Here is a 23,170-nt window from a genome sequence, read left to right on the forward strand (position 1 = left end):
ACATGTTAAGCAGTTAACGTTTACTTAATGTAAAAACTACTTTTTATTAAACTAACAATCACAGTTACTTAACATCTAAAAAAGATTTCTAATCCATCTTTGCAACAAGAAATTAAACACAAAAAAAATTATTAAAACGATTATGAAAAAATCAATTTTAAATTTCGTTACAGTTATTGCTTTATCAGGAGGTTTGCTTACAAGCTGTTCTAGTGATGACGATAAAAAAGCACCAACTTCAACATTTGTTGCTGATGCTGCTAACTTTAAAGGAACTATCGCTGATGGTGAGGTAGTACTTGATGCATCTAAAACATACAAATTGACAGGTGCAATAAAAGTAGAAAACGGAGCAACTCTAACAATTCCTGCTGGAACAACTATTGAAGGTACAGGCGGAACTGCATCTTATATAGCAATCGCACAAGGAGGAAAAATCAACGTAAACGGTACAGCTGCAAAGCCAGTTATCATGACCGCTACTGTAAAAGAAGCTGGTAAATGGGGTGGTTTAGTAATTTGTGGTAAAGCGCCAATCAACCGTGTAAGTGGTGGTGCTAGTACAGCTACATCTGAAGTTGCTGAATTAACTTACGGAGGAACTAACTCTGCTGATAACTCAGGATCTATCAAGTATTTAAGAATTGAGTACGCTGGAGCTGCTTTCAACTCTGAAAAAGAATTTAATGGTATTTCATTCTTTGGAGTAGGTTCTGGAACAGTTGTTGAAAACGTAGAAGCTTACCACGGTGCTGATGACGGATTTGAATTCTTCGGAGGATCTGTAAACACTACAAACTTAATCTCTATCGGTAACGAAGATGATCAGTTTGACTGGACTGAAGGATGGAATGGAACAAATACTAACTGGTATGGTAAATTAGATTTTGGAAAAGGAAACAGAGGAATTGAAGCTGATAACTTCGAATTCGGATATGCTTTCACTCCAATCGCTAACCCTACTATCACAAATTTAACTCTTGTTGGACCTGGAAGCACTGCAGCTGTTGCTAACTTTGCTGAAAACCAAGCTATCAAATTAAGAAGAGGAACTAAAGGAATCATCTCAAATGTAGTTTTAAGCTCTTGGGCAACTGGTATTGATGTTGAAAATGACGAAACTATTGCTTTCGTTGGAACAGCTTTAAAAGTATCAAACGTATTATTTGTTACTGATGTACCTGCAAAATCTAAAGGAAAGAAAACTGCTGTAGCTCCTGCTACATCTGGAGTAACTGCTGATGTATCTGCTGTATTTACAGAATCAGCTACTGCAACTGGTGCTGGAAACGGAGTTTTAGCTCCAACATGGGCTGCTAGCTGGTCAGTTGGTTTCTAATCACTTCACACATAAAATGTTAAAAACATCCTAAATATTTAGGATGTTTTTTTTTGGCGTAGTTTTTGTAATTTTTTTTTGTATATTTACATTAATCAAAATAATGCGATGGTAAAAAACTACTTTTATATTACACTCTTATTGGCTTTTTTCTTTACTCTAAGTGTTTCGGCACAGGAGAGCAAGCAATTACCAAAACCTCAAGATGCAACTACATCTACTATTGAGGGTTTAAGCTTGTACCCTAATCCGGTTACGAGCGGAAAAGTATACATCTCCTCTAAAAATGATTTAGAAAAAGAAATAATAGTCTTTGATGTCCTGGGCAAAAAAGTACTTCAGGCACATTTAAGTTCAAGAGAACTAAATGTTTCAGATCTTGTTCCCGGTGTTTACATCATCAAAATAAGCGAAGAAAATGCTTCTGCAACCCGAAAGCTCATCATTCGATAAAACATAAAAAAGCTCCTTTTCAGGAGCTTTTTTATTTTCAGTCCCAGTCTCAGTTTTCAGTTTCACTACATGCCAAAAACTGTGACTGAAAACTACTACTGAAAACTAAAAACAATATCTTTGCAAAAAAAAAGTTTTGATCACAGCCAACGATATATTTACGATTTCGAGTCAAAAACAATTTGAAAAAATAGCCTTAAAAGTATTTCGTTTTCAACATGAGAACAACATCGTATATAGGGATTTCTGTGATTTCTTAAAAGTCAATCCACAACAGGTAAAATCACTGGAACAAATTCCGTTTTTACCTATTCAGTTTTTCAAAAGCCATAATGTAGTTTCTAATAATGATCCGGCTCAGGTTACTTTTACGAGCAGCGGAACAACTGGAATGATCACAAGCCGACATATAGTGACCGATGTTTCCCTATATGAGGAAAGTTACCGCAACGGTTTTTCTCAATTCTATGGCAATATCGAAGATTATGTTGTTTTAGCTCTTTTGCCGTCCTATCTCGAACGTGATGGGTCTTCGCTTATTTATATGGTCGAAGATTTAATAAAACTATCCAATCAGCCGGATAGTGGGTTTTATTTGCACAACCATGATGACTTAATTAAAAAATTGACAGCATTAGATGCATCTGGTCAAAATGTGATTTTAATTGGCGTAACTTATGCTTTATTAGATTTGATTGAAAAACATCAATTCAACCTTCAAAACACCATTATTATGGAAACTGGAGGAATGAAAGGTAAACGTAAAGAAATGATTCGCGAAGAATTACACGAACAACTCTGCAAAGGTTTTGGAGTTACAGCAATTCATTCTGAATATGGCATGACCGAACTATTAGGACAAGCTTATTCTTTAGGTGAAGGAGTTTTCGAATGTCCGTCATGGATGCACATTTTAATTCGTGATCCTGAAGATGCTCTTACTTATGTCAAAAACGGAAAAACCGGAGGAATCAATGTAATTGATTTAGCCAACATTAATTCTTGTTCTTTTATCGCCACACAGGATTTAGGCAAAAAAAATCTCAACAACTCTTTCGAGGTATTGGGACGTTTTGATAATTCTGATATTCGTGGCTGTAATTTGATGGTATTGTAACTCGTTATCATAATAAAATGCATTTATTGCAATTATCTTAATGTAAGAATATACACAATTTCATAACTTATAATTAATGTAGAAAAAATACTACACTTATGTTTAAAATATACTTTTAAAGTAACTTTTTAAATATAAAAATTATGAGAAAAATTACTTTAGTACTGTTTACTTTTTTGACCTTTATAAGCTGGTCACAAAATCCGAATTACAGATATCACGAACTACAAGATTTAGGTCCTACTATAGAATGGGCCATTGCCGTCGAATGTACCCATCATTATTCTCCAGTAGGCATAAGAGAAGTAAATTTAAGACAAAATTTCAAATTGGAAGTTGGGAAAATTTACAAGGCAGATTTAGGATTAAATTACGGAAACTTTGGTACAAGATACTACAAAGTAACTTATGCTGGAGATGCAGGAACTGACAAGGGCGACGAAATTGATACTCCTCCTAATTTTGGAGCTCCAATTACTGATTTGTGCAACTCTTTATCTTGGAAATATATAAGACCAATTTTATTGGGTTCAACTTTAGAAGAAGCACAAAATAACTATTGCGCAAATTTAACAGCTAATACGACCAGAGAAAAAGTAAACATTAAAATAACACAATCTTTAATTGTAGGCAGTGCATATTTTATGGATTTTGGGAAGGGCCCAAATTATTATTTGATAGATGGTTCAAGTCCTGAAAATGGAGATGCTGACTATGAATTTGATCCTACAATTGCTAATGCCGTTTTTTCTCCTGCTGCATTAAATTGTCCAAAACCAGACTTACAAGCTACAGCAACAGACTTTGGAGGTACAACTACCACCAGCGGAGCTAATGCTAGTGTAATATATTCTATAAAAAATATAGGAGGCAGAGCTTTTACACCATCTCATTGCTTAATTTACTTTTCTAAAGGCAATTCTATTCTAAGCGCTGATGATACATTAATCAAAGATGTTACTATAGATCCACTAAATCCTAATGAAATCAAATATAGCGTTCCATCCATAATTATTCCTGCAAATATTAGCAGTGGTACTTATTATGTAATTATCCAATTAACTAATAGTGAAGACATAAACAACAGTAATAATGTAATTTCATCTTTATCGTCATTTACTATCAATCAGACAACAACACCAACCGGAAAACCAGACTTAGTTATTGATCCAGCCAATACGATTGTTTTTAGTAATTGCTTTGAGTGTAGTGCGGCACTAAGTGATTTAGGAAATAAAAGACACACGATAAATAATCAATCTGGAATTCTTAACTTACAAGCAATAACTATTAAAAATATAGGAAGCACTAAATCAGCCCCTGCAACACTTCAGTTTTATTTATCAACTGATGGTATTCTTGATACAGCAGATATAAAATCTACATCAAGCAGTGTTTCAATAGCTGCAATAAACCCAGGAAGTTCAATTACAGTATCTAAATCAATTTTCTCTTCTGATTTTGGCGGCTTAACAGTTACTGGAAATCGAAACATTCTTATGTCGGTTGACGACTCTAAAACAAATACCGAATCAAATGAAAATAATAACATAACAGTTATACCAGTTACTTTTGTTAACCCTTTCGCAAAAACTGTTCAGTCTGATTTAAATGTTGAAGACAACATACAACCTTATTCCATAAATGTTTACAATTTTGAAGGGCAAAAAGTTTTAACCAAAAAAGTTAGCTCTAAAGAAGAAGAAAACAAATCATTAGAATCATTAAAAAGCGGGATTTACATCATTAAATCTAAGAATGAAACCCGAAAAGTTGTTAAATAAAAACACTCACTAAAAAGAAAAAGCATCAGCTTACGCTGATGCTTTTTTTATAACTTTCAATTAGAAGTTCAAAACATGAATTAAACCACTCTTATTACAAAGTAATTTTTCTTTCCGCTTTGTAACAATACAAACTGATTATTGATCAAATCATTTGCAGTTAGCACAAAATCTTCTTTTATTTTTTCTCTGTTTACAGAAATAGAATTAGCTGTCAAAGCTCTTCTTGCTTCTCCGTTTGATTTAAAAAAACCTGTTTTTTCATTCAAAACAGCAACAATATCCAATCCGTTTTCTAAATCTGCTTTTACAATTTCAGCTTGAGGAACTCCATCAAAAACTTCTAAAAAAGTAGTTTCATCCAATTTCTTCAAATCATCTGCAGTAGAATTTCCAAACAAAATATTCGAAGCCTGAATTGCTTTCTCCAATTCTTCTTCAGAGTGAACAAAAATCGTGATTTCTTCAGCCAGTTTCTTTTGCAGAACTCTTAAATGCGGAGCTGTTTTATGCTCTTCGATTAAGGCATCAATTGTTTCTTTATCTAAAAAAGTAAAGATTTTAATATATTTTTCAGCATCAACATCAGTTGCGTTTACCCAAAATTGGTAAAATTTGTAAACTGAAGTTTTGTCTGCATCCAACCAAACATTTCCACCTTCAGATTTACCAAATTTAGAACCGTCTGCTTTTGTAATCAAAGGCGTTGTCAAAGCAAAAGCTTTAGCATTTTCTCCTCCCATTCTGCGCACTAATTCTGTACCTGTGGTAATATTACCCCATTGGTCAGAACCTCCCATTTGCAGAACGCAATTGTTGTTTTTATATAAATGATAAAAATCGTAACCCTGAATTAACTGATACGTAAACTCTGTAAAAGACATTCCTTCGCCTTCTCCGGCAAATCTCTTTTTAACTGAATCCTTCGCCATCATATAATTTACTGTGATTCGTTTTCCAACTTCACGGGCAAAATCAATAAACGAGAATTCTTTCATCCAGTCATAGTTGTTCACCATCACCGGAGCATTTGCATCTTTTGAATTAAAGTCTAAGAAACGAGACAAAACACTTTTTATTCCCGCAACATTTTTAGCCAAAGTTTCTTCGTTCAGCAAATTTCTTTCGTCAGATTTCCCGGATGGATCACCAATCATTCCGGTTGCACCACCAACCAAAGCAATAGGCTGATGACCAAAATTCTTTAAATGAACCAATAAAATAATCTGAACCATACTACCAATATGTAGTGAATCTGCCGTTGGATCAAAACCTATATATGCCGTAGTTACTTCTTTAAGCAATTGTTCTTCCGTTCCTGGCATGCTATCATGATATAACCCTCGCCACTTTAATTCTTCAACTAGATTCTTCATTTTTAAAATAATTTGTGCAAATATAGGGATTGTCAACTGCAATATCAAAACGGTTTACACAAACAGATTGCTACAAAAGCACAAAGAATCAAAGCAATCAAAAATGCTATACTTACTTTGTGCCTTTGAGCCTTTGCAACTTTGACCTTTATAAAAAAACCTTTGCAACTTTGTCGCTTTGTCGCTTTGCACCTTTCAAGCAAAAAGTTATCTTTACAAAATGGTATTAGTAACTGGAGGAACAGGTTTAGTTGGCGCACATTTATTGCTTCATTTAATTGAAAATGGAGAAAATGTCCGGGCTATTTATCGAAACCAAAACAACATTCAAAAAACAAAATCGGTTTTTGAATTGTATAAAAAAGGAGATTTATTCGAAAAAATAAATTGGCTTGAAGCTGATATTTTAGATGTTCCGTCTTTAGAAAATGCTTTTATCAATATTGACTACGTTTATCATTGCGCAGCTTTAATTTCCTTTGATCCCAAAGATGAAGATTCTCTTCGAAAAACCAATATTGAAGGAACCGCTAATATGGTAAATTTTTCTATTGCCAAAGAAATAAAGAAATTTTGCTTTGTAAGTTCTATTGCGGCTTTAGGAGATATTGCACCACATGAAACGTATATTACAGAAGAAACAGACTGGAATCCTGAAAAACCTCACAGCGATTACGCTATTTCTAAATATGGCGCCGAAATGGAAGTATGGCGTGGACTTCAGGAAGGACTTAATGTAATTATTATAAATCCGGGCGTGATTTTAGGACCTATTCCTAAAACAAAAATTTTCGAACAAGGAAGCAGCGAATTGTATCAAAAAGTGGCGAACGGACTTTCGTTTTATACGCTTGGAAACACCGGATTTATAGCCATAACTGATGTAGTCAGAATTGCACATGAATTAATGAAAAGCACTATCAAAAATGAACGCTTTACACTAATTGCAGATAACATTATTTTTAGAGATATATTAAATACAATTGCCGATACCTTAAAAGTAAAAAAACCGGGAATTCATGCTAAACCTTTATTGATGAATTTTCTTTGGATTGCAGATGCCATTTTCTCTACCTTATTTTTTCAGAAAAGAAGTATTACCAAGGCAACAGCAAAAGCCTCTTATTCTAAAAATCTGTATTCAAATGAAAAAATAAAAACCGCTCTTGGAACGGTTTTTCTAGATGTACATCAATATATAAAAGACGTTTCGAAGTTATAAAACTACTTCTTCTTTCTTGATTGTATTAATTGTTTTATCGAGTCGATATTTACTTGTTGCTTCAACGGTTTCTTAACAGCCTCTTTAATAGAATCTTTAGGTTTGTTTTTCTTCTCTTTGGCTGCTTTTTTATCTTCAATTTTAACTATTGAATCTGTTGCTCTTTGATTCACTGCCAATCGCTTGCTTATCTCATCAAACATTTCTTTGTAAGATTCATAGTCAGTTGCATAGTACATATTACTTTGTGCAAACTGCAGGCTGTCTACTTTATATTTTTTGAGAATAAATTTAGTAGGATCAGTTTCTGTTGAATCCAATGATAACGGATTTTGATATTTCATCGCATCCAAAAGAGACAAATCATACATAATATCAATCATCTTTCCTTTCTCAATAAGCTTTGCAGGTTGTTTGACCAACTCTTTTTTACAACTTACAGAAAGAAACAAAACCAATACTATTATTACTAAATTCTTCATTTCAGCTTTTTATCTATCAAACAATAATCTTTTTCCGTTACGGACGTCTTTTACTTTAAAATTATTATAAACCAATTCACCGTTCACAAAGGTGTGCGTAATTCTTGATTTAAAAGTATAATTTTCAAAAGGTGACCATCCACATTTTGCCAGGATATTTTCTGGTTTTACGCTCCAGGGCAAACTTGGATTTACAATTACCAAATCAGCAAAATAACCCTCTTTTATAAAACCTCTTTTTTCTATTTTGAAAATTTTAGCCGGATTGTGACACATTTTCTCTACGATTTTTTCTACGGTAATTTTTCCCTGATGATGTGCTTCAAACATTGCCACAACAGCATGTTGTACAAGCGGACCTCCCGAAGGCGCATTTAGGTACGACTGCATTTTTTCTTCTTTGGTATGTGGCGCATGATCTGTAGCAATTACATCAATACGGCCATCATTTAAAGCTTTCCAAAGTTCAGCTCTGTCCTCAGCGGTTTTAACAGCAGGATTCCATTTGATGAAATTGCCTTTTGTTTTATAATCTTCATCGGTAAACCAAAGATGATGCACACAAACCTCTGCGGTAATTTTTTTATCTTCTAAAGGAATTTTATTTGTAAACAATTCCATTTCTTTCGCAGTCGAAAGATGAAAAATATGCAAACGCGCTCCTGTTTTTTTGGCCAATGCTACTGCTTTTGAAGACGAAATATAACAAGCTTCTGCACTACGAATCAAATGGTGCGCCGTTACCGGAACATCATCTCCATATTGCTCTTTAAAAGCTGCAAGATTATTTTGAATCGTCGTTTCATCTTCGCAATGTACCGCAATTAACATGGGTGTGCTTGAGAATATTTTTTCTAATGTCGCTTCATTATCTACCAACATATTTCCGGTAGAAGAACCTAGAAAAATCTTGATTCCGGCAACATTTTTGGGATTGGTTTTTAAAACTTCGTCCAGATTATCATTGGTTGCCCCCATCATAAACGAATAATTCGCAAATGATTTTACTGCTGCAATTTGATATTTATCTTCTAATATTTCCTGAGTTACAGCATTAGGAACTGTGTTGGGCTGCTCGATAAAAGAAGTAATTCCTCCTGCAACTGCAGCTCTTGATTCTGATTCTATATCGCCTTTGTGCGTTAATCCGGGTTCTCTAAAATGCACCTGGTCATCGATTGCACCGGGCATCAAATAACTTCCTTCAGCATCTATTACTTTACAATCGGATGTTTTTAAGCTAATGCTGTCTGCTACTTCTACGATCAAGTCGTTTTCTATCAAAACATCTCCTTCAAAAATAGATCCTTCGTTTACAATTTTAGCATTCTTTATTAAAATCCTGTTCATCATCGTGGTATTATAAGGTATTGACTAATTTTTTTAATCGAAGTGAAATTACACCCAGAATAGCTTCTTTGATAATGGCATTGCTCATTTTCGAAACGCCTTTGGTTCTGTCTGTAAAGATAATAGGAACCTCAGTAATTTCAAATTTAGAACAATAGGTTCTGTATTTCATTTCGATCTGAAAAGCATAACCCACAAATTTAATTTTATTAAGATTAATTTTCTCCAGAACTTCTCTTTTATAGCAAACAAAACCAGCTGTAGCATCATGAATTTTCATTCCGGTAATAAACTTTACGTATACCGATGCAAAATAAGACATTAAAACACGGCTCAAAGGCCAGTTTACAACATTTACTCCGGTTACATAACGAGAACCAATAGCCAGATCTGCTCCGCCAAAATGACAAGCATCAAATAATTTTTCAAGATCATTGGGGTTATGAGAAAAATCTGCGTCCATCTCAAAAATATAATCGTATTTGCGTTCCAGAGCCCATTTAAAACCATGAACATAAGCGGTTCCTAAACCTGATTTTTTAGCTCTTTTTTCTAAAAACAACCTGTCTGGAAATTCTTCCTGCAATGCAATTACCTTATTTGCCGTAAAATCAGGCGAATTATCATCGATTATTAAAAGATGAAAAGGTTTATGTTGCGAGAGTACAGCTCTAACTATACTTTCAATATTTTCGATTTCGTTGTAAGTGGGAATTATGACAATACAATCATTCATTTTTCTGCGTAAATTTCATCGCAAAAGTAAACTTTTTATAGCATTTGATTCATAATAAATATATAATAAAAGTATTGATACAAAAAATTACTAATTTTGTATCGTTATGATTGAACACCTTCATCCTAGAATTATCGAAAACAAAGACTGGGCGACACTTTTATTTGTGTTGACCTTTGCCGTTGTTGCTATGACTAAATCAGCTTATGAGACTAGATTTAGCGAATTCAGCAAGCTTATTTTTTCAGACAAGTATGCGAAAATTTATCGTGATAACAGCCACTTAAAAAGCAGTTTTACAGTTGGTCTGTTTTTCGTACAGGTTATTTCGTATGCTTTTTTTATTCAGTTGACGATGCATATTTTTGGATATGCCTCAAAAACAGATTGGATTCTGTTTATTCAGATCGCCACATTTTTGCTTTATTTTATTTTAGCGAAGTTTTTAATCGAGAAAATAGTAGCAACTTCATTCAACATTGATGAGTTTGCCGACCTTTTTAACTTACAAAAAGTAACTTACAGAACTTATATAGGCGTTTTAGTGCTTCCTATTAATGCTATTTTGTTTTATTATGACAATATTCCTAAAATTATACCACTGGCAATCATAGGTATTTCGCTATGTATCAGCTTATATTCATATTTTATTTCAATAAAAACGTATCAAAACGTAATAATCAGTAAGTTATTTTATTTTATTTTATATCTTTGCGCTCTTGAAATAGCCCCTTATTATTTTCTCTATTATTGGATTACAAAAGGGAGTGCTTAGAAAATGTTTATAATATGAAAGTGAAAACAATTTTGGTGTCACAGCCTGAACCTAAAGTGGAAAATTCTCCTTACTTTGAGCTCCAACAAAAACACAAAATAAAAATTGATTTCAGACCATTTATTCATGTGGAAGGGGTTAATGCAAAAGAGATTCGATTACAAAAAATCGATCTTAATCATTATACTGCAATAATTTTGACAAGCCGTAATGCGGTGGATCATTTTTTTAGGGTAGCAGATGAAATGCGTTATAAAGTTCCTGAAGGATTGAAATATTTCTGCCAATCTGAAGCTGTTGCATTTTACCTGCAAAAGTATGTTGTGTATAGAAAACGTAAGATTTACGTTGGAGCAAAAGATTTTGCGGATTTGTCACCTCTTATCAAAAAGTACAAAGACGAAAAGTTCTTACTGCCGGCATCTGATCAATTAAATGCTGATGCTCCTATAACATTAAACAATCTAAAAGTAGATTGGGCACAAGCTGTTTTTTACAAAACGGTAATGAGTGACTTATCTGATCTTGCTGATGTTTATTATGATGTTTTAGCATTTTTTAGTCCAACCGGAATCAAATCATTGTTTAAAAACTTCCCTGATTTTAAACAAAACGATACCAGAATCGCAGTTTTTGGAAGCACAACTCAAAAAGAAGCTCTTGACCATGGTTTAAGAATTGATATTCTTGCTCCAACTCCTGAAACTCCTTCTATGACGATGGCTTTAGAAAAATATATCGCAGAAGCAAATAAAGGAAAATAATTCCTTCTTTTAATACAAAAATTAAATTCCAAATTTCAACTTAACCGTTGAGATTTGGAATTTTTCTTTTTAAATCCTTTTGAGTACATTTGATTTCTAACTAAAACCAAATAACTAAAATTAGTTTCAAATTATAACTGTTATGAAAATCAACTCTCTTTTAATTGAAATTGACGGCATCGATAAAGAAATCCTTCGATATTTAATGGATGATGCCCGAAAACCTATTTTGCAAATTGCCAATAAAATAGGTATTTCCGGAGCGGCGATTCATCAGCGTTTAAAAAAGCTGGAACAATCAGGTGTGATTTCAGGTTCTAAATTTACTGTAAATCCAAAAGTTTTAGGATATAATACAATGGCTTTTATTGGGGTTTACCTAGACAAAGCTTCAAGAAACTCAGAAGCAGTAAAAGATTTAAAAAAAATTCCAGAAGTACTGGAATGTCATTATACCACAGGAAACTGGTCTGTTTTGATTAAAATTATCTGTCGAGACAACGAACACCTCATGCAGCTTTTAAATACAAAAATTCAAGCTATAGAAGGCGTTTCAAGAACTGAAACCTTCATCTCATTAGATCAGCAAATAGACAGACAAATTCAGCTTTAGAAATTACAGAATGTGGCAATGTGCCAATTAGAAAATGAGATGATTTTGAAACCTATAAAATAAAAGCCGCTAAGTTTTAAAACTTAGCGGCTTTATAAATTATCTAATTAACTAAATATCTCATTAATTTCTTCTGCTTCCGGAATAGATCGAGATATAGTACAACAAAGTAGCGATTGATCCTATAGCAGCCACAACATAAGTTCTTGCAGCCCATTTTAAAGCATCTTTTGCCCCGGCTTGTTCTTGCTGCGTTAACATATTTTTGTTTTCTAACCAGGCAAGCGCTCTGTTACTGGCATCATATTCTACAGGTAAAGTAATAATTGTAAACAATGTTGTTGCGGCAAAAATGACAATTCCGATTAACAATAACTGCGGAAAAGTTCTAATCATTAAAATTCCTGCCAATAAAATCCATTGCACATAATTTGATGCTATACTAACAACTGGCACTAACTTAGAACGCAAAGTCAACCATTCATATCCTATAGAATGCTGAACGGCGTGACCACATTCGTGTGCAGCAACAGCAGCAGCGGCAGCATTACGATGATTATAAACAGCTTCGCTTAGATTTACTGTTTTATCTGCAGGATTATAATGATCTGTAAGTCGACCCGGAGTCGAAATAACACGAACATCAGTAATTCCGTTATCGGCTAACATTTTCTCTGCAATTTCAGCACCGCTCATGCCATTTCTTAATTGCAATTTAGAGTATAATTCGAATTTACTTTTTAGTTTTGAACTTACGATCCAGCTGAATAACATAATTGCTCCAGCGAGTATTAAATATCCACTTCCCATATTTTTACTTTTTTTGATTGATTATTAAAGTTACAAAACAAACTGCAATTTCTGAACCAATTTAAAAAAATGTCATTTTGGCATTTCAGGAACGATCAATTCAACAGATTGTTTTTCAATAAAAAAGCGATCAATTCAGCTACATTTTTGGTTTTATATTTTTGCAGAATATTACGCCTGTGGGTTTGCACGGTTAGAAAACTCAAAAACAATTCATCTGCAATTTCCTGTGTCGATTTTCCTTTTGACAACAATAGTGTAATATCTTTTTCTCTTCTGCTCAAACTCGGAATATGCTCCAAATCATCTGATACCGGCTGACTTATAATTGTTTTAACCTCATCGCTAAATACAATTTCACCCTGAATTACATTATTGATACAGTTTCCAAATTCTTCAAACGAAGCGCTTTTTAGAACATAACCATTACCGCCATTTTGAATAAACTGCATTACCAAACTTCTTTCAGACTGGCTGCTCATACCGATAATGATAATTTGCGGATATTTTTGTTTTATGGTTTTACAAAGATCAACGCCATTAATTACCGGCAGAAAAATATCCATTAAAATTAAATCGACCTGATTTTCTTCTATATAATCAACAAGTAAAACTCCGGATTGCAACTTACCTACGATTTCAACCGTTTCTAAATCTGCTAACAAACCTGAAATCCCTGAAATTACAATGGGATGATCGTCTACTATTACTGTTTTATATACTTTATCCATTTAATTCGTTTTTTATTTTTAGTTCTATATAAGTAGAAGTTCCTTTATTTAATTCGCTTTCTATTTCTAACTTTCCTTTTAAAATCTCAAGACGGTTCTTTATATTTCGCAATCCCATTCCGCCATTTTTTGCAGCAACATCAAAACCTACTCCATTATCTTCAACAGTAATAAAAAAAGTATCTTTATTTTGAGAACAGGAAACTAATATTTCTGATGCTTCGGCATATTTTAAGGCATTATTCAATAATTCCTGAATAATCCTGTAGATCACAATTTCGTAGTTTTTAGGCAAATTGGGTTTTTGAATCAAATATTGAAATTCAATTTTAGTCTTAGCATTAGAATTGGCAATACATAAATCCCGCAAAGCATGTTCTAAACTCAGTTTTAGCAAACTTTCAGGCATTAGGTTTTGAGAGATATTCCGTAATTCCTTAATCGAATTATCCAGCAATGAGTTGATATCTGCCGGACTTAGTACGTTTTCTTTTTCTGCCAGTTTTAAATGAATTTTTAATCCGGAAAGCATACTCCCCAATCCGTCATGCAAATCTCTGGCAATTCTCTTTCGTTCCACTTCTTCGCCTTCAATCAAAGCATTAGAAACTGATAATTTTTGCTGATTTTCAAGTGAGATCAATTCTTGTTCGTGATTAATTTCTTTTTGAACACTTAACTTTTTTTGATTCTTATTCAATATCCACAAGAACAAAACGATAAGAAACAACAATACGGACAACACTGCAAAAAGAATGGAGTTTAAGCGATTGTTATTGACCATCAAAGCCGCTTTTTCGTTTTGAGACTGGAGCAGCGTTATTTTTTTCTCATCTTCGGCTTTTTTATATTTTGCTTCAAGTTCGACGATTTCACTCTTAAATTTAGAATCATTCAAACTATCATTGATCATATTAGATTTATTGGCATAAAAATATGCCTTATCATAATTCTTGGTTGCATTATAAACTTTTGACAACTCGTTATAATAGTTTTTCTGATCTATTATAAAAGGAGTTTTTTCCAGAAGATATTCCAGATTATCTTTGGCTCTATTATAATTTTTTAATTTAAAAAGCACTTCATATTCCGCAAACTTCAATCTGTTTAACGCAATCTGGTTCTGATGTTTTTCGGCCGATTTAATTCCTTTTGCAAAACTTTCTAAAGCATTTTCATTCTTATTTTGTTTCGCATAATAAATTCCTTCTGAATAAAAATAAGAATCATTTAAGTTAGATTCCGGAAAGTCTTTTAAAGTAGAGAATGCTTTATCCAATACCTTTTTAGCATCATAAAAATGCTTTAACTCCACTAAGTTCTCAGCATTGATAATGTAAGTTTCCATTTTTGACTCGGCAATAGTTGGCGACTTTTTAATCGCTCTTTCTACATAATTTTGCGCCTCATTTAAATATTCACCGGCTTTTTCACGTTCGTTATTATTCATAAAAATAATAGCTACCGCTTTATACAAACCACTTATCAGTTCATAATCCCTGCTTCTTTTTGCAAGCGGAATTGCTTCATTAACCAGCAGCTTCATATACCCTTTTTCATTGTTTTTTCGCTGCAGCATAACACCGTAATTCTGCAGTATAACAGCACGAAGGCGATATGCTTCGATATTATGGTATTTTTTAAGTTTGTCGTTGCTGTCAAGAAGTGCTTTTTCGAAACCATCATGATCTCCTTTTTCTAAAAAAACAGAGGAATTGTAGAAAATAGCGGCATCATTTAAAAAAGGAAATTTAACCTTGAGTTTATTCGCCTGTGCCAGATATTCATTTGATTTTCGAACATCCTGAACCATCAAATATAATTTGGATAATCTAAAACTATAAAAACATTTTAAACTGTCAGACCTTGTATTTTTTACCACTTGGGCAATACTGTCAATATAAACCGAATCATCGTCTAATGAAAGAATAACTTGTGAATATGTAATGGCGGATAAGAATAAAAATAGTACCGAAAAGTAGATTTTCTTCATAGAGTATGATTTGTTCAAATTTATTAAAATTAAAAATATTTGAGAAAAAAAACCAAGCTTTTTACCTGATATCAGGTAATAGGAATTACATTTTATCAGGTATTGCCCCCTCTTTAATAAGGACTTAGTTTTGCTGTAAAGAATATTAATTATTAAAGAATTTATTATGAAATCAATTTTGAAAACTTTAGCGATTGTATTAACTCTGACTTTTACATTAGGATCTTGCAGCAGTGACAACGATAATGATTCAGGATCAAACACAAGTTCAAGAGATGTTAAATATGAAGTAACCGGTAATTACACAGGAAAGCTTAGTGTAACTTATATTGAAGAAGGAGGAGCTGCATTAATAGAAGATATCACTGCATTACCATGGAAAAAAGAATTTACAGCCAAAAAAGATAGCCAAGCAGCATCAATAAGCACAAGTGGTTATGGAGGTGTTAAAGGACAAACCCTGACCGGTAAAATTTATGTTGGAGGAAAAGTGGTTAAAGAATTAACTGCAACTGCAACTGAAGACGGAATTATTGTACTAATCCCAGGTACATATGTATTCCCTCTTTAAATATTAGTTTTAGAATTTAATATTTTGTTTTTGGATAAAAGAAAGCTTCGTACTAGTACGAAGCTTCTTTTTTTTTACAGCCAAAATTATTACCCTACAAGGTTAATAATTTTACCAGGAACAATAATTACTTTATTTGGTGTTTTACCATCTAATTGTTTTAATGTTCTTTCGTCTTTCATGATAATTTCTTCAATTTGCGCTGCTGTTAAATCCAACGGCAATTCGATTGTAAAACGCATCTTTCCGTTAAAAGAAACTGGATATTCTTTATTGGTTTCAACTAAATGTTTCGCTTCAAAAGCAGGAAAAGCAACTGTTGCAATCGAAGTTTTATGTCCTAATTGTGACCATAATTCCTCTGCAATATGTGGCGCATAAGGAGAAACTAAAATAGCCAATGGTTCTAAAATTGCTCTTGAATGACAAGTTTGCGAAGACAATTCATTTACACAAATCATAAACTGAGAAACTGAAGTATTAAAAGAGAAACTCTCAATATCTTCTGCTACTTTTTTGATCGTTTTATGCAATGATTTTAAGTTGTCTTTTGTTGGTTCGTCGTTGTTTACAATCAAACCGTTATTTTCGTCAAAATACAATCTCCATAATTTTTTCAGGAATCCAAAAACACCGGAAATTCCTGCTGTATTCCAAGGTTTTGCCTGCTCTAGCGGACCTAGAAACATTTCGTACAAACGTAATGTATCAGCACCATATTCATTACAAATATCATCAGGAGTTACTACGTTATAGTATGATTTCGACATTTTTTCGACTTCACGGCCTACAATGTATTTTCCGTTTTCATCAAAAATAAATTCGGCAGTATTAAAATCTTCTCTCCAGGCTTTGAACTTTTCAATATTCAATTCATCTGATGAGTTTACGAAATGAACATCAACACGAATTGGCTGTACATTTTGATCTCCAATTTTATTTTTAGAAACAAATGTATTTGTTCCTTCCAATCTGTAAACATAAGCCGTCGTTCCTAAAATCATTCCCTGATTGATCAGTTTTTTGAATGGTTCTTCGGTTGGAGCAAAACCTTTATCTTTTAAAAATTTGTTCCAGAAACGAGAATACAATAAATGTCCGGTTGCGTGCTCACTTCCTCCAATATATAAATCGACGCTTTCCCAATATTTTAAAGCTTCCTTGCTTGCAAATTCGGTTTCGTTATGTGCATCCATATAACGCATCCAATACCAAGAACTTCCTGCCCAACCTGGCATCGTGTTCAATTCAAGAGGAAAAATTTCGAAATTATCAACCAAGTCCGTATTTACAACCTCATTGTTTTTAGTATCCCAAGCCCAGATCGTTGCATTTCCTAAAGGAGGCAAACCATCTTCGGTTGGTAAATATTTTTCTACTTCAGGCAAGATGATCGGCAAATGTTCTGCACTTATCATCTTTGGCAAACCATTTACATAATAAACCGGGAAAGGTTCTCCCCAATAACGCTGACGAGAGAAAACAGCATCACGCAAACGGTAATTTGTTTTACCTGTTCCCTGACCTATTTCTTCTAATTTTGCTATTGCTTTTTGAGTTGCCTCTTTATAATTTAATCCGTTTAAGAAATCAGAATTTGCGATTTCAACATTGTCTTTTGATCCATAAGCTGCTTCAGAAATATCAACATTTGCGAAGATATTCTTGATTTCCTGCATTCCGTTTTGACCTTTAAAGAAATTTGCAAAAGCATAATCCCTTTCGTCGCCACAAGGAACTGCCATTACAGCACCAGTTCCATAACCTGCCAAAACATAATCTCCTATCCAAACCGGAATTGCTTCTTTTGTAAAAGGATGTTCTGCATAAGCTCCTGTAAATACTCCCGAAATAGTTTTAACATCGGCCATACGCTCGCGCTCTGAACGTTTTGCTGTTTTTTCGATGTAAGCTTCAACATCTCCTCTTTGTTGTTCAGTAACTATTTCAGAAACTAAAGGATGTTCCGGAGCCAAAGTCATAAAAGTTACGCCAAAAATAGTATCAGGACGAGTAGTAAAAACTTCAATAACATCGTTGTGATCTTTTACATTAAATTTCACTAATGCTCCAACTGATTTTCCGATCCAGTTTCTTTGTGACTCTTTTATAGATTCGCTCCAGTCAATATCATTTAAACCTTGAAGCAAACGTTCTGCATAAGCAGAAATTCGCATACTCCATTGTGTCATTTTTTTGCGGATTACAGGATATCCTCCACGTTCAGAAACTCCGTTTACGATTTCGTCATTCGCTAAAACCGTTCCTAAACCAGGACACCAGTTTACTTCGGTTTCCGCCAAATAGGTCATTCTGTATTGCAAAAGGATTTTTTCTTTCTGATCATCAGAATATGAATTCCATTCTGCCGCATTAAAAATCGCAACATTATCATCACAAACGGCTTCAACCAATTTATTTCCTTCTTCTGTAAAAACTTTTACAAGCTCTGAAATATCAAATGCTTTTCCTTGCTTTTTGCAATACCAAGAATTAAACAATTGGATAAAAATCCATTGTGTATGTTTGTAATAATCCGGATTTGAAGTACGAACCTCACGGCTCCAGTCAAATGAAAATCCTATTTTATCCAGTTGTTTTCTATATCCGGCAATTTGCTTTCCTTCTTTATCTACTCCTCCATCAATATTTACACGTGTTGTATCTTCAGGACGCTGCCCTGTCTGAATCGCGTATTGTTCTGCCGGTAATCCAAAACTATCATAACCCATTGGATGCAAAACATTGAAACCCTGATGTCTCTTGAAACGAGAATACACATCTGAAGCAATATAACCCAGCGGATGCCCAACGTGTAATCCTGCTCCTGACGGATAAGGAAACATATCTAATACATAATGCTTTGGTTTTTCAGAATTGTTTTCTGCTGCAAAAGTTTGGTTCTCAGCCCAATATTTCTGCCATTTTTCTTCGATTTCGTTTGGATTGTATTTCATTTTTTATTGAGTTGCTAAGTTACTGAGTAACTAAGGTTCTAAGTTTTAAGATCGCAAATTTACATTTATTGTCGTTTGTACCAAAGCTATTTCGCTGACAAACAAATAAAATAACAAAGTACGTATTTTTTATTAAGTAAAAATACTTATTTTTACATTCAATACTTATAAACTTATTAAGTTCCTGAGGAACGAATTATATTGTAGAGCCGGATTTCAATCCGGTACAAATAAGAATCAAAGAAAGAATAATATTACAGCATAATACCTATTTTTGTAGATCATTAAAAGATGCAAATGAATAATAGTAAGAAATATTCTCTTGAAGTTCGTGTTTGGATTGAAGAATCTGATGGTCCATTTTTAGGAATTGGCAAAATTTGGTTATTAGAGAATATTCAAAAAACAGGATCTATTACCAATGCGGCCAAAGAGATGAAAATGGCTTATCGTCAGGCCTGGCAATTAGTTGAAGAAATGAATCAGCGTGCCGAAAGTCCCTTGGTAGAAAAACTTCTTGGAGGAAAAGGCGGTGGCGGAGCAAAACTAACCAAAGCGGGAGAAAAAGCAATAACTGTTTTTTATGAAATCGAAAAACGCATTAAAGATTTCGCCCTAAAAGAAACACAGAATTTAAAGTTTTAAAAAAATCCAATACTTATATTTTATAAAAAACATCAAAACCAAATTTCATCAACTATCAGTATTCATTTTAAAACATACTGAAAATACTACTTTAAATTATGAGATTATACCTTTACATTCTATTACTTTTTATAAGTCTTAAAAGCTTTTCTCAAATAGAAAGTTCGAAAAAAACCCAGGACAGCATCAAAAAAGAAGCATTAAATGAGATTGTAATTACAGCTTCCAGACGTTCCGAAAAAATAATGCGTTCTCCTATAACTATAGAGCAGTTAAAATCTACAGAAGCCAAAATAATGGGATCGCCCAGTATTTATGAAGCACTTGAAAACGTAAAAGGCGTACAAATTATAACGCCTAGTTTGGGTTTTAAAGTTATAAATACGAGAGGATTTGCCAACTCGACCAATGTACGTTTTGCACAATTGGTTGATGGAATCGATAATCAGGCACCACATTTAGGCGCTCCTATTGCTAATGCATTGGGCGCAAATGATCTTGATATTGACAAAATAGAAATTATTCCCGGAACTGCAGCGGCTTTATACGGAATGAATGCCATAAATGGTCTGGCAAACATTCAGACTAAAAACCCTTTTGATCATCAAGGCATCAGTATCCAGCAATTAACAGGCGTAAATCATGTGGGAAATATCGATCGATTTTCGCCTAAAATTTATTCTCAGTTTAATTTACGTGTTGCAAAAGCATTCAGTGAAAAGTTAGCTTTTAAAATTAATGCTTCAACAACAGGCGGAACAGATTGGGTTGCAGATGACAGAACTGATTTGACCCCAAACGTCAATGCATCAACCAATTTATACGGCACAGATAATCCGGCTTATGATGAAGTAAATGGTTACGGAAACGAATCAGCCAATAGAAAAACACTGAATTTAAATGGTAAAAATTATGTTGTTGCCAGAACAGGTTACCGTGAAACGGATATCTCTGATTACGACATTAAAAATTATAAAGCCGATATTGGTTTTTATTTCCGTCCCAAAAAAGGAAATGAATTGGCTGTAACTTATAAAACAGCACTTATCAATACAATTTACCAGCGTTCGAACCGCTTTAGACTGGATAACTACACACTAAACCAAATAGCTGTAGATTACCATACTCCTATTTTTCAGTTAAAGGCATACGCTACAGGCGAAAATACCGGAAACTCATACAATATGCGTTCCCTTGCAGAAAACATGGATCGCGCCTATAAATCAGATGATAAATGGTTTGCAGATTACGCCACGGCTTATAAAAGCGCAGTAACCAACGGAGCGACAATTGCCAACGCACATAAAGCAGCCAGAACAGTATCTGACCAAGGTCGTTTTGAACCGGGAACTGAAGCTTATGAACAAAAGAAAAACGAATTAATAAACATTAACAATTGGGATTACGGTGCTGCTTTACGCGTAAAATCGACTTTGGTTCATGCCGAAGGTTTGCTAAATTGGGATAAAGCTTTTCCCGCTTTCTTCGAAAAAATAGAAGCTAAACTACTAAGTGGTTTTGATTACAGAACCTATATTATAGTGCCTGACGGAAACTATTTCATCAATCCTGTAAATCCTTCCGAAAATTTAACGTACCAAAAAACGGGTGCTTTTACTCAATTAAACAAAGATTTTTTAGATCGAAAAATAAGTTTGGGTGCAACAATACGAATGGACAAAGCGGATTATTTTAATACTAAATTCACGCCTCAGTTTACTGCTGTTTATGTTCCAAAAGAAACGATAAGCTTTAGGGCTTCGTATCAAAACGGATATCGTTTTCCGAGTATTTTCGAAGGCTTTTCGAATGTAAACAGCGGCGGTGTAAAACGTGTTGGCGGATTACGGATCATGTCTGACGGCATTTTTGAAAACTCCTATACAAAAGCGTCAATAGATAAATTTCAATCGCAGGTAAATAACGATGTAAATACACTTGGCATCACCCAGGCACAAGCCATTGAAAAGAACAAAAACACGATTCAAAAAAATCCTTATACTTATTTGCAACCTGAATTTGTAAATTCTTTCGAATTTGGATTTAGAGGAATTGCGTTAAAACAAAATCTTTTTATCGATGCTGATTTCTATTACAACTCTTATAAAAATTTTATCGCACAAGTCGAAGCCAGTATTCCAAATACAACAGATCCTAGTCAGATTCCGACCGCATTATATTCTAAAAATACGCAAAACAGATACCGTCTTTGGACAAACTCTAAAAGTAAAATTTATAACTACGGAGGAAGTTTGGGTCTAAAATATCGACTTGACAAAACCTTCACCGCTTTAACAAATCTTACTTATACAAAACTCGACAGAACAGACGACAAAGATGGTCTCGAAGACGGTTTCAATACGCCTGAATTCAATATAAACGGAACATTAATCGCAACCAATATTTGGAAAAATCTTGGCGCAAGTGCAACTGCACGTTATCAGAACAATTTTGATTATGTTTCGTTTTTAGTAAGCGGGACTGTTCCTGCTTATTGGTCGATGGATGCGCAGGTGAATTATAATTTCGAAAAAGCCGGCATTACTACAAAAATTGGAGGCACCAATATTTTAAACAAACCTTATAATTCTATTCTTGGCGGTCCCGCAATTGGCGGATTATATTATCTGTCATTAGTTTGGGAAACGAACAAATTCTAAAAACATAAATAATCTTAATATGAAAAAACAAATCTACATTCTTGTTGTTATAGTTGCATTTACCTGCAGTATGTGTAATACTTCAAAAAAAGAAGATGTTGTTACGACAAAAAAAACTTCTGTACCTGAAAAAGAAGATCAGCATTCGTCAATGACAGCTTCTGACAGTTTAAAACTCGTAAATCATCAAATTGAAATAAAAGGAGAAGTTGAGTTTCCGTTACAATTAAACATCGATTCTTTACAAAAAATGAAAGTGGCAACAATTTCAAATTTCAAAATAACGGGTCAAAATGGCGAGATCAAAAAAAACGATAAAACCAGCAAAGGTGTTTTATTAAAAGACATTCTTGAAAAAGCAAAAATCATACAAAACGGACATAAAGATCGTAATTTCTATATCGTTGCCAGAGCTTCAGACAATTATAAAGCTACTTTTTCCTGGGCAGAAATTTTCAATAATTCAACGGGAGAAAATACATATGTTCTTTTTGAAGAAAATGGAAAACCAATTAAAAACGGAGAAATGGTTTTAATTTGTAAAAACGATATTAAAACAGGTCCACGACATGTTTATTGGCTAAAAAGTATTGAAGTTTATAGAGTCAAATAAGGTTCTGAGTTGGTAAGGATCTAAGCATTAAAGATTTTAAATTTCAACTCAAAGTGTTTTAAAATTTTAATGTATGATGTTAGAAAAATACAAAGTTCGTAAAGCTATACGTTGATTCAGCTTTGCGAACTTTGTGTTTACAAATAAAACCAACTATTAAAAACTTGGCTTACTTTGCT

At 33.6% G+C, this 23,170-nt stretch carries 20 protein-coding genes; 12 read left to right on the forward strand and 8 right to left on the reverse strand.

Annotated features, from left to right (window positions below; genetic code table 11):
• The first annotated feature begins 142 nt into the window (after positions 1-142).
• The 4 genes from RC62_RS06370 (at position 143) to RC62_RS06385 (ending at position 4,693) form a co-directional block, all read left to right on the forward strand.
• Complete coding sequence (locus RC62_RS06370; RefSeq protein ID WP_055093722.1) at positions 143-1,339, forward strand: hypothetical protein; 1,197 nt, start codon at positions 143-145, stop codon at positions 1,337-1,339.
• 108 nt (positions 1,340-1,447) lie between these two features.
• Positions 1,448-1,792 (forward strand): T9SS type A sorting domain-containing protein, encoded by a 345-nt coding sequence (locus tag RC62_RS06375; protein ID WP_055093724.1) that lies wholly within the window; start codon positions 1,448-1,450, stop codon positions 1,790-1,792.
• Positions 1,793-1,928: 136 nt separating this feature from the next.
• Complete coding sequence (locus RC62_RS06380; RefSeq protein ID WP_055093726.1) at positions 1,929-2,909, forward strand: acyltransferase; 981 nt, start codon at positions 1,929-1,931, stop codon at positions 2,907-2,909.
• Between the two features lie 143 nt (positions 2,910-3,052).
• Entirely contained in the window at positions 3,053-4,693 is a 1,641-nt protein-coding gene (locus RC62_RS06385) for a T9SS type A sorting domain-containing protein (protein WP_055093728.1), read from the forward strand.
• Between the two features lie 80 nt (positions 4,694-4,773).
• Here RC62_RS06385 and tyrS read toward each other — a convergent pair whose 3' ends face one another.
• Positions 4,774-6,069 (reverse strand): tyrosine--tRNA ligase, encoded by a 1,296-nt coding sequence (gene tyrS, locus RC62_RS06390; protein WP_055093730.1) that lies wholly within the window; start codon positions 6,067-6,069, stop codon positions 4,774-4,776.
• A gap of 220 nt (positions 6,070-6,289) precedes the next feature.
• On the opposite strand from tyrS, the gene RC62_RS06395 reads away from it, so the two are divergent.
• Positions 6,290-7,291, forward strand: a complete 1,002-nt coding sequence (locus RC62_RS06395) for an NAD-dependent epimerase/dehydratase family protein (RefSeq protein ID WP_055093732.1) — start codon at positions 6,290-6,292, stop codon at positions 7,289-7,291.
• A 2-nt stretch (positions 7,292-7,293) separates the two neighbouring features.
• Here the strand turns inward: RC62_RS06395 and RC62_RS06400 are convergent, their stop codons facing one another.
• The 3 genes from RC62_RS06400 to RC62_RS06410 are packed head-to-tail and all read right to left on the reverse strand — an operon-like array spanning position 7,294 to position 9,859.
• Positions 7,294-7,773: a DUF4296 domain-containing protein gene (locus RC62_RS06400; RefSeq protein ID WP_055093734.1), complete on the reverse strand. Its 480-nt coding sequence runs from the start codon at positions 7,771-7,773 to the stop codon at positions 7,294-7,296.
• Between the two features lie 9 nt (positions 7,774-7,782).
• On the reverse strand, positions 7,783-9,123 hold the full coding sequence (locus tag RC62_RS06405) for a dihydroorotase (RefSeq protein WP_055093736.1): 1,341 nt from the start codon (positions 9,121-9,123) through the stop codon (positions 7,783-7,785).
• A 10-nt stretch (positions 9,124-9,133) separates the two neighbouring features.
• The gene (locus RC62_RS06410) at positions 9,134-9,859 is read right to left on the reverse strand and encodes a polyprenol monophosphomannose synthase (RefSeq protein WP_055093737.1); all 726 of its coding nucleotides are present in this window, start codon (positions 9,857-9,859) and stop codon (positions 9,134-9,136) included.
• A 106-nt stretch (positions 9,860-9,965) separates the two neighbouring features.
• Between RC62_RS06410 and RC62_RS06415 the strand changes: the two genes are divergently transcribed.
• The 3 genes from RC62_RS06415 (at position 9,966) to RC62_RS06425 (ending at position 12,011) form a co-directional block, all read left to right on the forward strand.
• Positions 9,966-10,634 carry a DUF4271 domain-containing protein gene (locus RC62_RS06415; RefSeq protein ID WP_055093739.1) on the forward strand — a complete coding sequence of 223 codons (669 nt, stop codon included), beginning with the start codon at positions 9,966-9,968 and terminating at the stop codon, positions 10,632-10,634.
• A gap of 14 nt (positions 10,635-10,648) precedes the next feature.
• The gene (locus tag RC62_RS06420; protein ID WP_041518659.1) at positions 10,649-11,398 is read left to right on the forward strand and encodes a uroporphyrinogen-III synthase; all 750 of its coding nucleotides are present in this window, start codon (positions 10,649-10,651) and stop codon (positions 11,396-11,398) included.
• Positions 11,399-11,540: 142 nt separating this feature from the next.
• Positions 11,541-12,011, forward strand: a complete 471-nt coding sequence (locus RC62_RS06425) for an Lrp/AsnC family transcriptional regulator (RefSeq protein WP_007811264.1) — start codon at positions 11,541-11,543, stop codon at positions 12,009-12,011.
• Between the two features lie 123 nt (positions 12,012-12,134).
• Here RC62_RS06425 and RC62_RS06430 read toward each other — a convergent pair whose 3' ends face one another.
• From RC62_RS06430 to RC62_RS06440, 3 genes are all read right to left on the reverse strand, one after another.
• A complete protein-coding gene (locus tag RC62_RS06430; protein ID WP_055093741.1) occupies positions 12,135-12,821 on the reverse strand; it encodes a zinc metallopeptidase in 687 nt (228 codons plus the stop codon).
• A gap of 95 nt (positions 12,822-12,916) precedes the next feature.
• Positions 12,917-13,552 (reverse strand): response regulator, encoded by a 636-nt coding sequence (locus tag RC62_RS06435; protein ID WP_055093743.1) that lies wholly within the window; start codon positions 13,550-13,552, stop codon positions 12,917-12,919.
• On the reverse strand, positions 13,545-15,545 hold the full coding sequence (locus tag RC62_RS06440) for a sensor histidine kinase (protein WP_055093745.1): 2,001 nt from the start codon (positions 15,543-15,545) through the stop codon (positions 13,545-13,547). Before RC62_RS06440 ends, RC62_RS06435 begins: the two co-directional genes overlap by 8 nt.
• Before the next feature lie 166 nt (positions 15,546-15,711).
• Here RC62_RS06440 and RC62_RS06445 point away from each other — a divergent pair, with 166 nt between their 5' ends.
• The gene (locus RC62_RS06445; protein WP_055093747.1) at positions 15,712-16,116 is read left to right on the forward strand and encodes a hypothetical protein; all 405 of its coding nucleotides are present in this window, start codon (positions 15,712-15,714) and stop codon (positions 16,114-16,116) included.
• Between the two features lie 89 nt (positions 16,117-16,205).
• Here RC62_RS06445 and leuS read toward each other — a convergent pair whose 3' ends face one another.
• On the reverse strand, positions 16,206-19,073 hold the full coding sequence (gene leuS, locus RC62_RS06450; protein WP_055093749.1) for a leucine--tRNA ligase: 2,868 nt from the start codon (positions 19,071-19,073) through the stop codon (positions 16,206-16,208).
• Positions 19,074-19,370: 297 nt separating this feature from the next.
• Here leuS and RC62_RS06455 point away from each other — a divergent pair, with 297 nt between their 5' ends.
• The 3 genes from RC62_RS06455 (at position 19,371) to RC62_RS06465 (ending at position 22,991) form a co-directional block, all read left to right on the forward strand.
• The gene (locus RC62_RS06455; RefSeq protein WP_245176798.1) at positions 19,371-19,718 is read left to right on the forward strand and encodes a winged helix-turn-helix domain-containing protein; all 348 of its coding nucleotides are present in this window, start codon (positions 19,371-19,373) and stop codon (positions 19,716-19,718) included.
• 98 nt (positions 19,719-19,816) lie between these two features.
• Positions 19,817-22,378 (forward strand): TonB-dependent receptor plug domain-containing protein, encoded by a 2,562-nt coding sequence (locus RC62_RS06460; protein WP_055093753.1) that lies wholly within the window; start codon positions 19,817-19,819, stop codon positions 22,376-22,378.
• A gap of 19 nt (positions 22,379-22,397) precedes the next feature.
• Complete coding sequence (locus RC62_RS06465) at positions 22,398-22,991, forward strand: molybdopterin-dependent oxidoreductase (RefSeq protein ID WP_055093755.1); 594 nt, start codon at positions 22,398-22,400, stop codon at positions 22,989-22,991.
• Positions 22,992-23,170: the final 179 nt, after the last annotated feature.

The organism is Flavobacterium aquidurense (genome assembly GCF_001404985.1).
Taxonomy (GTDB): domain Bacteria; phylum Bacteroidota; class Bacteroidia; order Flavobacteriales; family Flavobacteriaceae; genus Flavobacterium; species Flavobacterium aquidurense_B.

Excerpts from the sequence above, each read along its gene's own strand:
- RC62_RS06375 (WP_055093724.1), top strand. The coding sequence starts at position 1,448 with ATGGTAAAAAACTACTTTTATATTACACTCTTATTGGCTTTTTTCTTT.
- RC62_RS06395 (WP_055093732.1), top strand. The coding sequence starts at position 6,290 with ATGGTATTAGTAACTGGAGGAACAGGTTTAGTTGGCGCACATTTATTG.
- RC62_RS06455 (WP_245176798.1), top strand. The coding sequence starts at position 19,371 with ATGAATAATAGTAAGAAATATTCTCTTGAAGTTCGTGTTTGGATTGAA.
- RC62_RS06465 (WP_055093755.1), top strand. The coding sequence starts at position 22,398 with ATGAAAAAACAAATCTACATTCTTGTTGTTATAGTTGCATTTACCTGC.
- leuS (WP_055093749.1), bottom strand. The coding sequence starts at position 19,073 with ATGAAATACAATCCAAACGAAATCGAAGAAAAATGGCAGAAATATTGG.
- RC62_RS06430 (WP_055093741.1), bottom strand. The coding sequence starts at position 12,821 with ATGGGAAGTGGATATTTAATACTCGCTGGAGCAATTATGTTATTCAGC.
- RC62_RS06385 (WP_055093728.1), top strand. The coding sequence starts at position 3,053 with ATGAGAAAAATTACTTTAGTACTGTTTACTTTTTTGACCTTTATAAGC.
- RC62_RS06410 (WP_055093737.1), bottom strand. The coding sequence starts at position 9,859 with ATGAATGATTGTATTGTCATAATTCCCACTTACAACGAAATCGAAAAT.
- RC62_RS06400 (WP_055093734.1), bottom strand. The coding sequence starts at position 7,773 with ATGAAGAATTTAGTAATAATAGTATTGGTTTTGTTTCTTTCTGTAAGT.
- RC62_RS06405 (WP_055093736.1), bottom strand. The coding sequence starts at position 9,123 with ATGAACAGGATTTTAATAAAGAATGCTAAAATTGTAAACGAAGGATCT.
- RC62_RS06425 (WP_007811264.1), top strand. The coding sequence starts at position 11,541 with ATGAAAATCAACTCTCTTTTAATTGAAATTGACGGCATCGATAAAGAA.
- RC62_RS06445 (WP_055093747.1), top strand. The coding sequence starts at position 15,712 with ATGAAATCAATTTTGAAAACTTTAGCGATTGTATTAACTCTGACTTTT.
- tyrS (WP_055093730.1), bottom strand. The coding sequence starts at position 6,069 with ATGAAGAATCTAGTTGAAGAATTAAAGTGGCGAGGGTTATATCATGAT.
- RC62_RS06435 (WP_055093743.1), bottom strand. The coding sequence starts at position 13,552 with ATGGATAAAGTATATAAAACAGTAATAGTAGACGATCATCCCATTGTA.
- RC62_RS06460 (WP_055093753.1), top strand. The coding sequence starts at position 19,817 with ATGAGATTATACCTTTACATTCTATTACTTTTTATAAGTCTTAAAAGC.
- RC62_RS06440 (WP_055093745.1), bottom strand. The coding sequence starts at position 15,545 with ATGAAGAAAATCTACTTTTCGGTACTATTTTTATTCTTATCCGCCATT.
- RC62_RS06415 (WP_055093739.1), top strand. The coding sequence starts at position 9,966 with ATGATTGAACACCTTCATCCTAGAATTATCGAAAACAAAGACTGGGCG.
- RC62_RS06420 (WP_041518659.1), top strand. The coding sequence starts at position 10,649 with ATGAAAGTGAAAACAATTTTGGTGTCACAGCCTGAACCTAAAGTGGAA.
- RC62_RS06370 (WP_055093722.1), top strand. The coding sequence starts at position 143 with ATGAAAAAATCAATTTTAAATTTCGTTACAGTTATTGCTTTATCAGGA.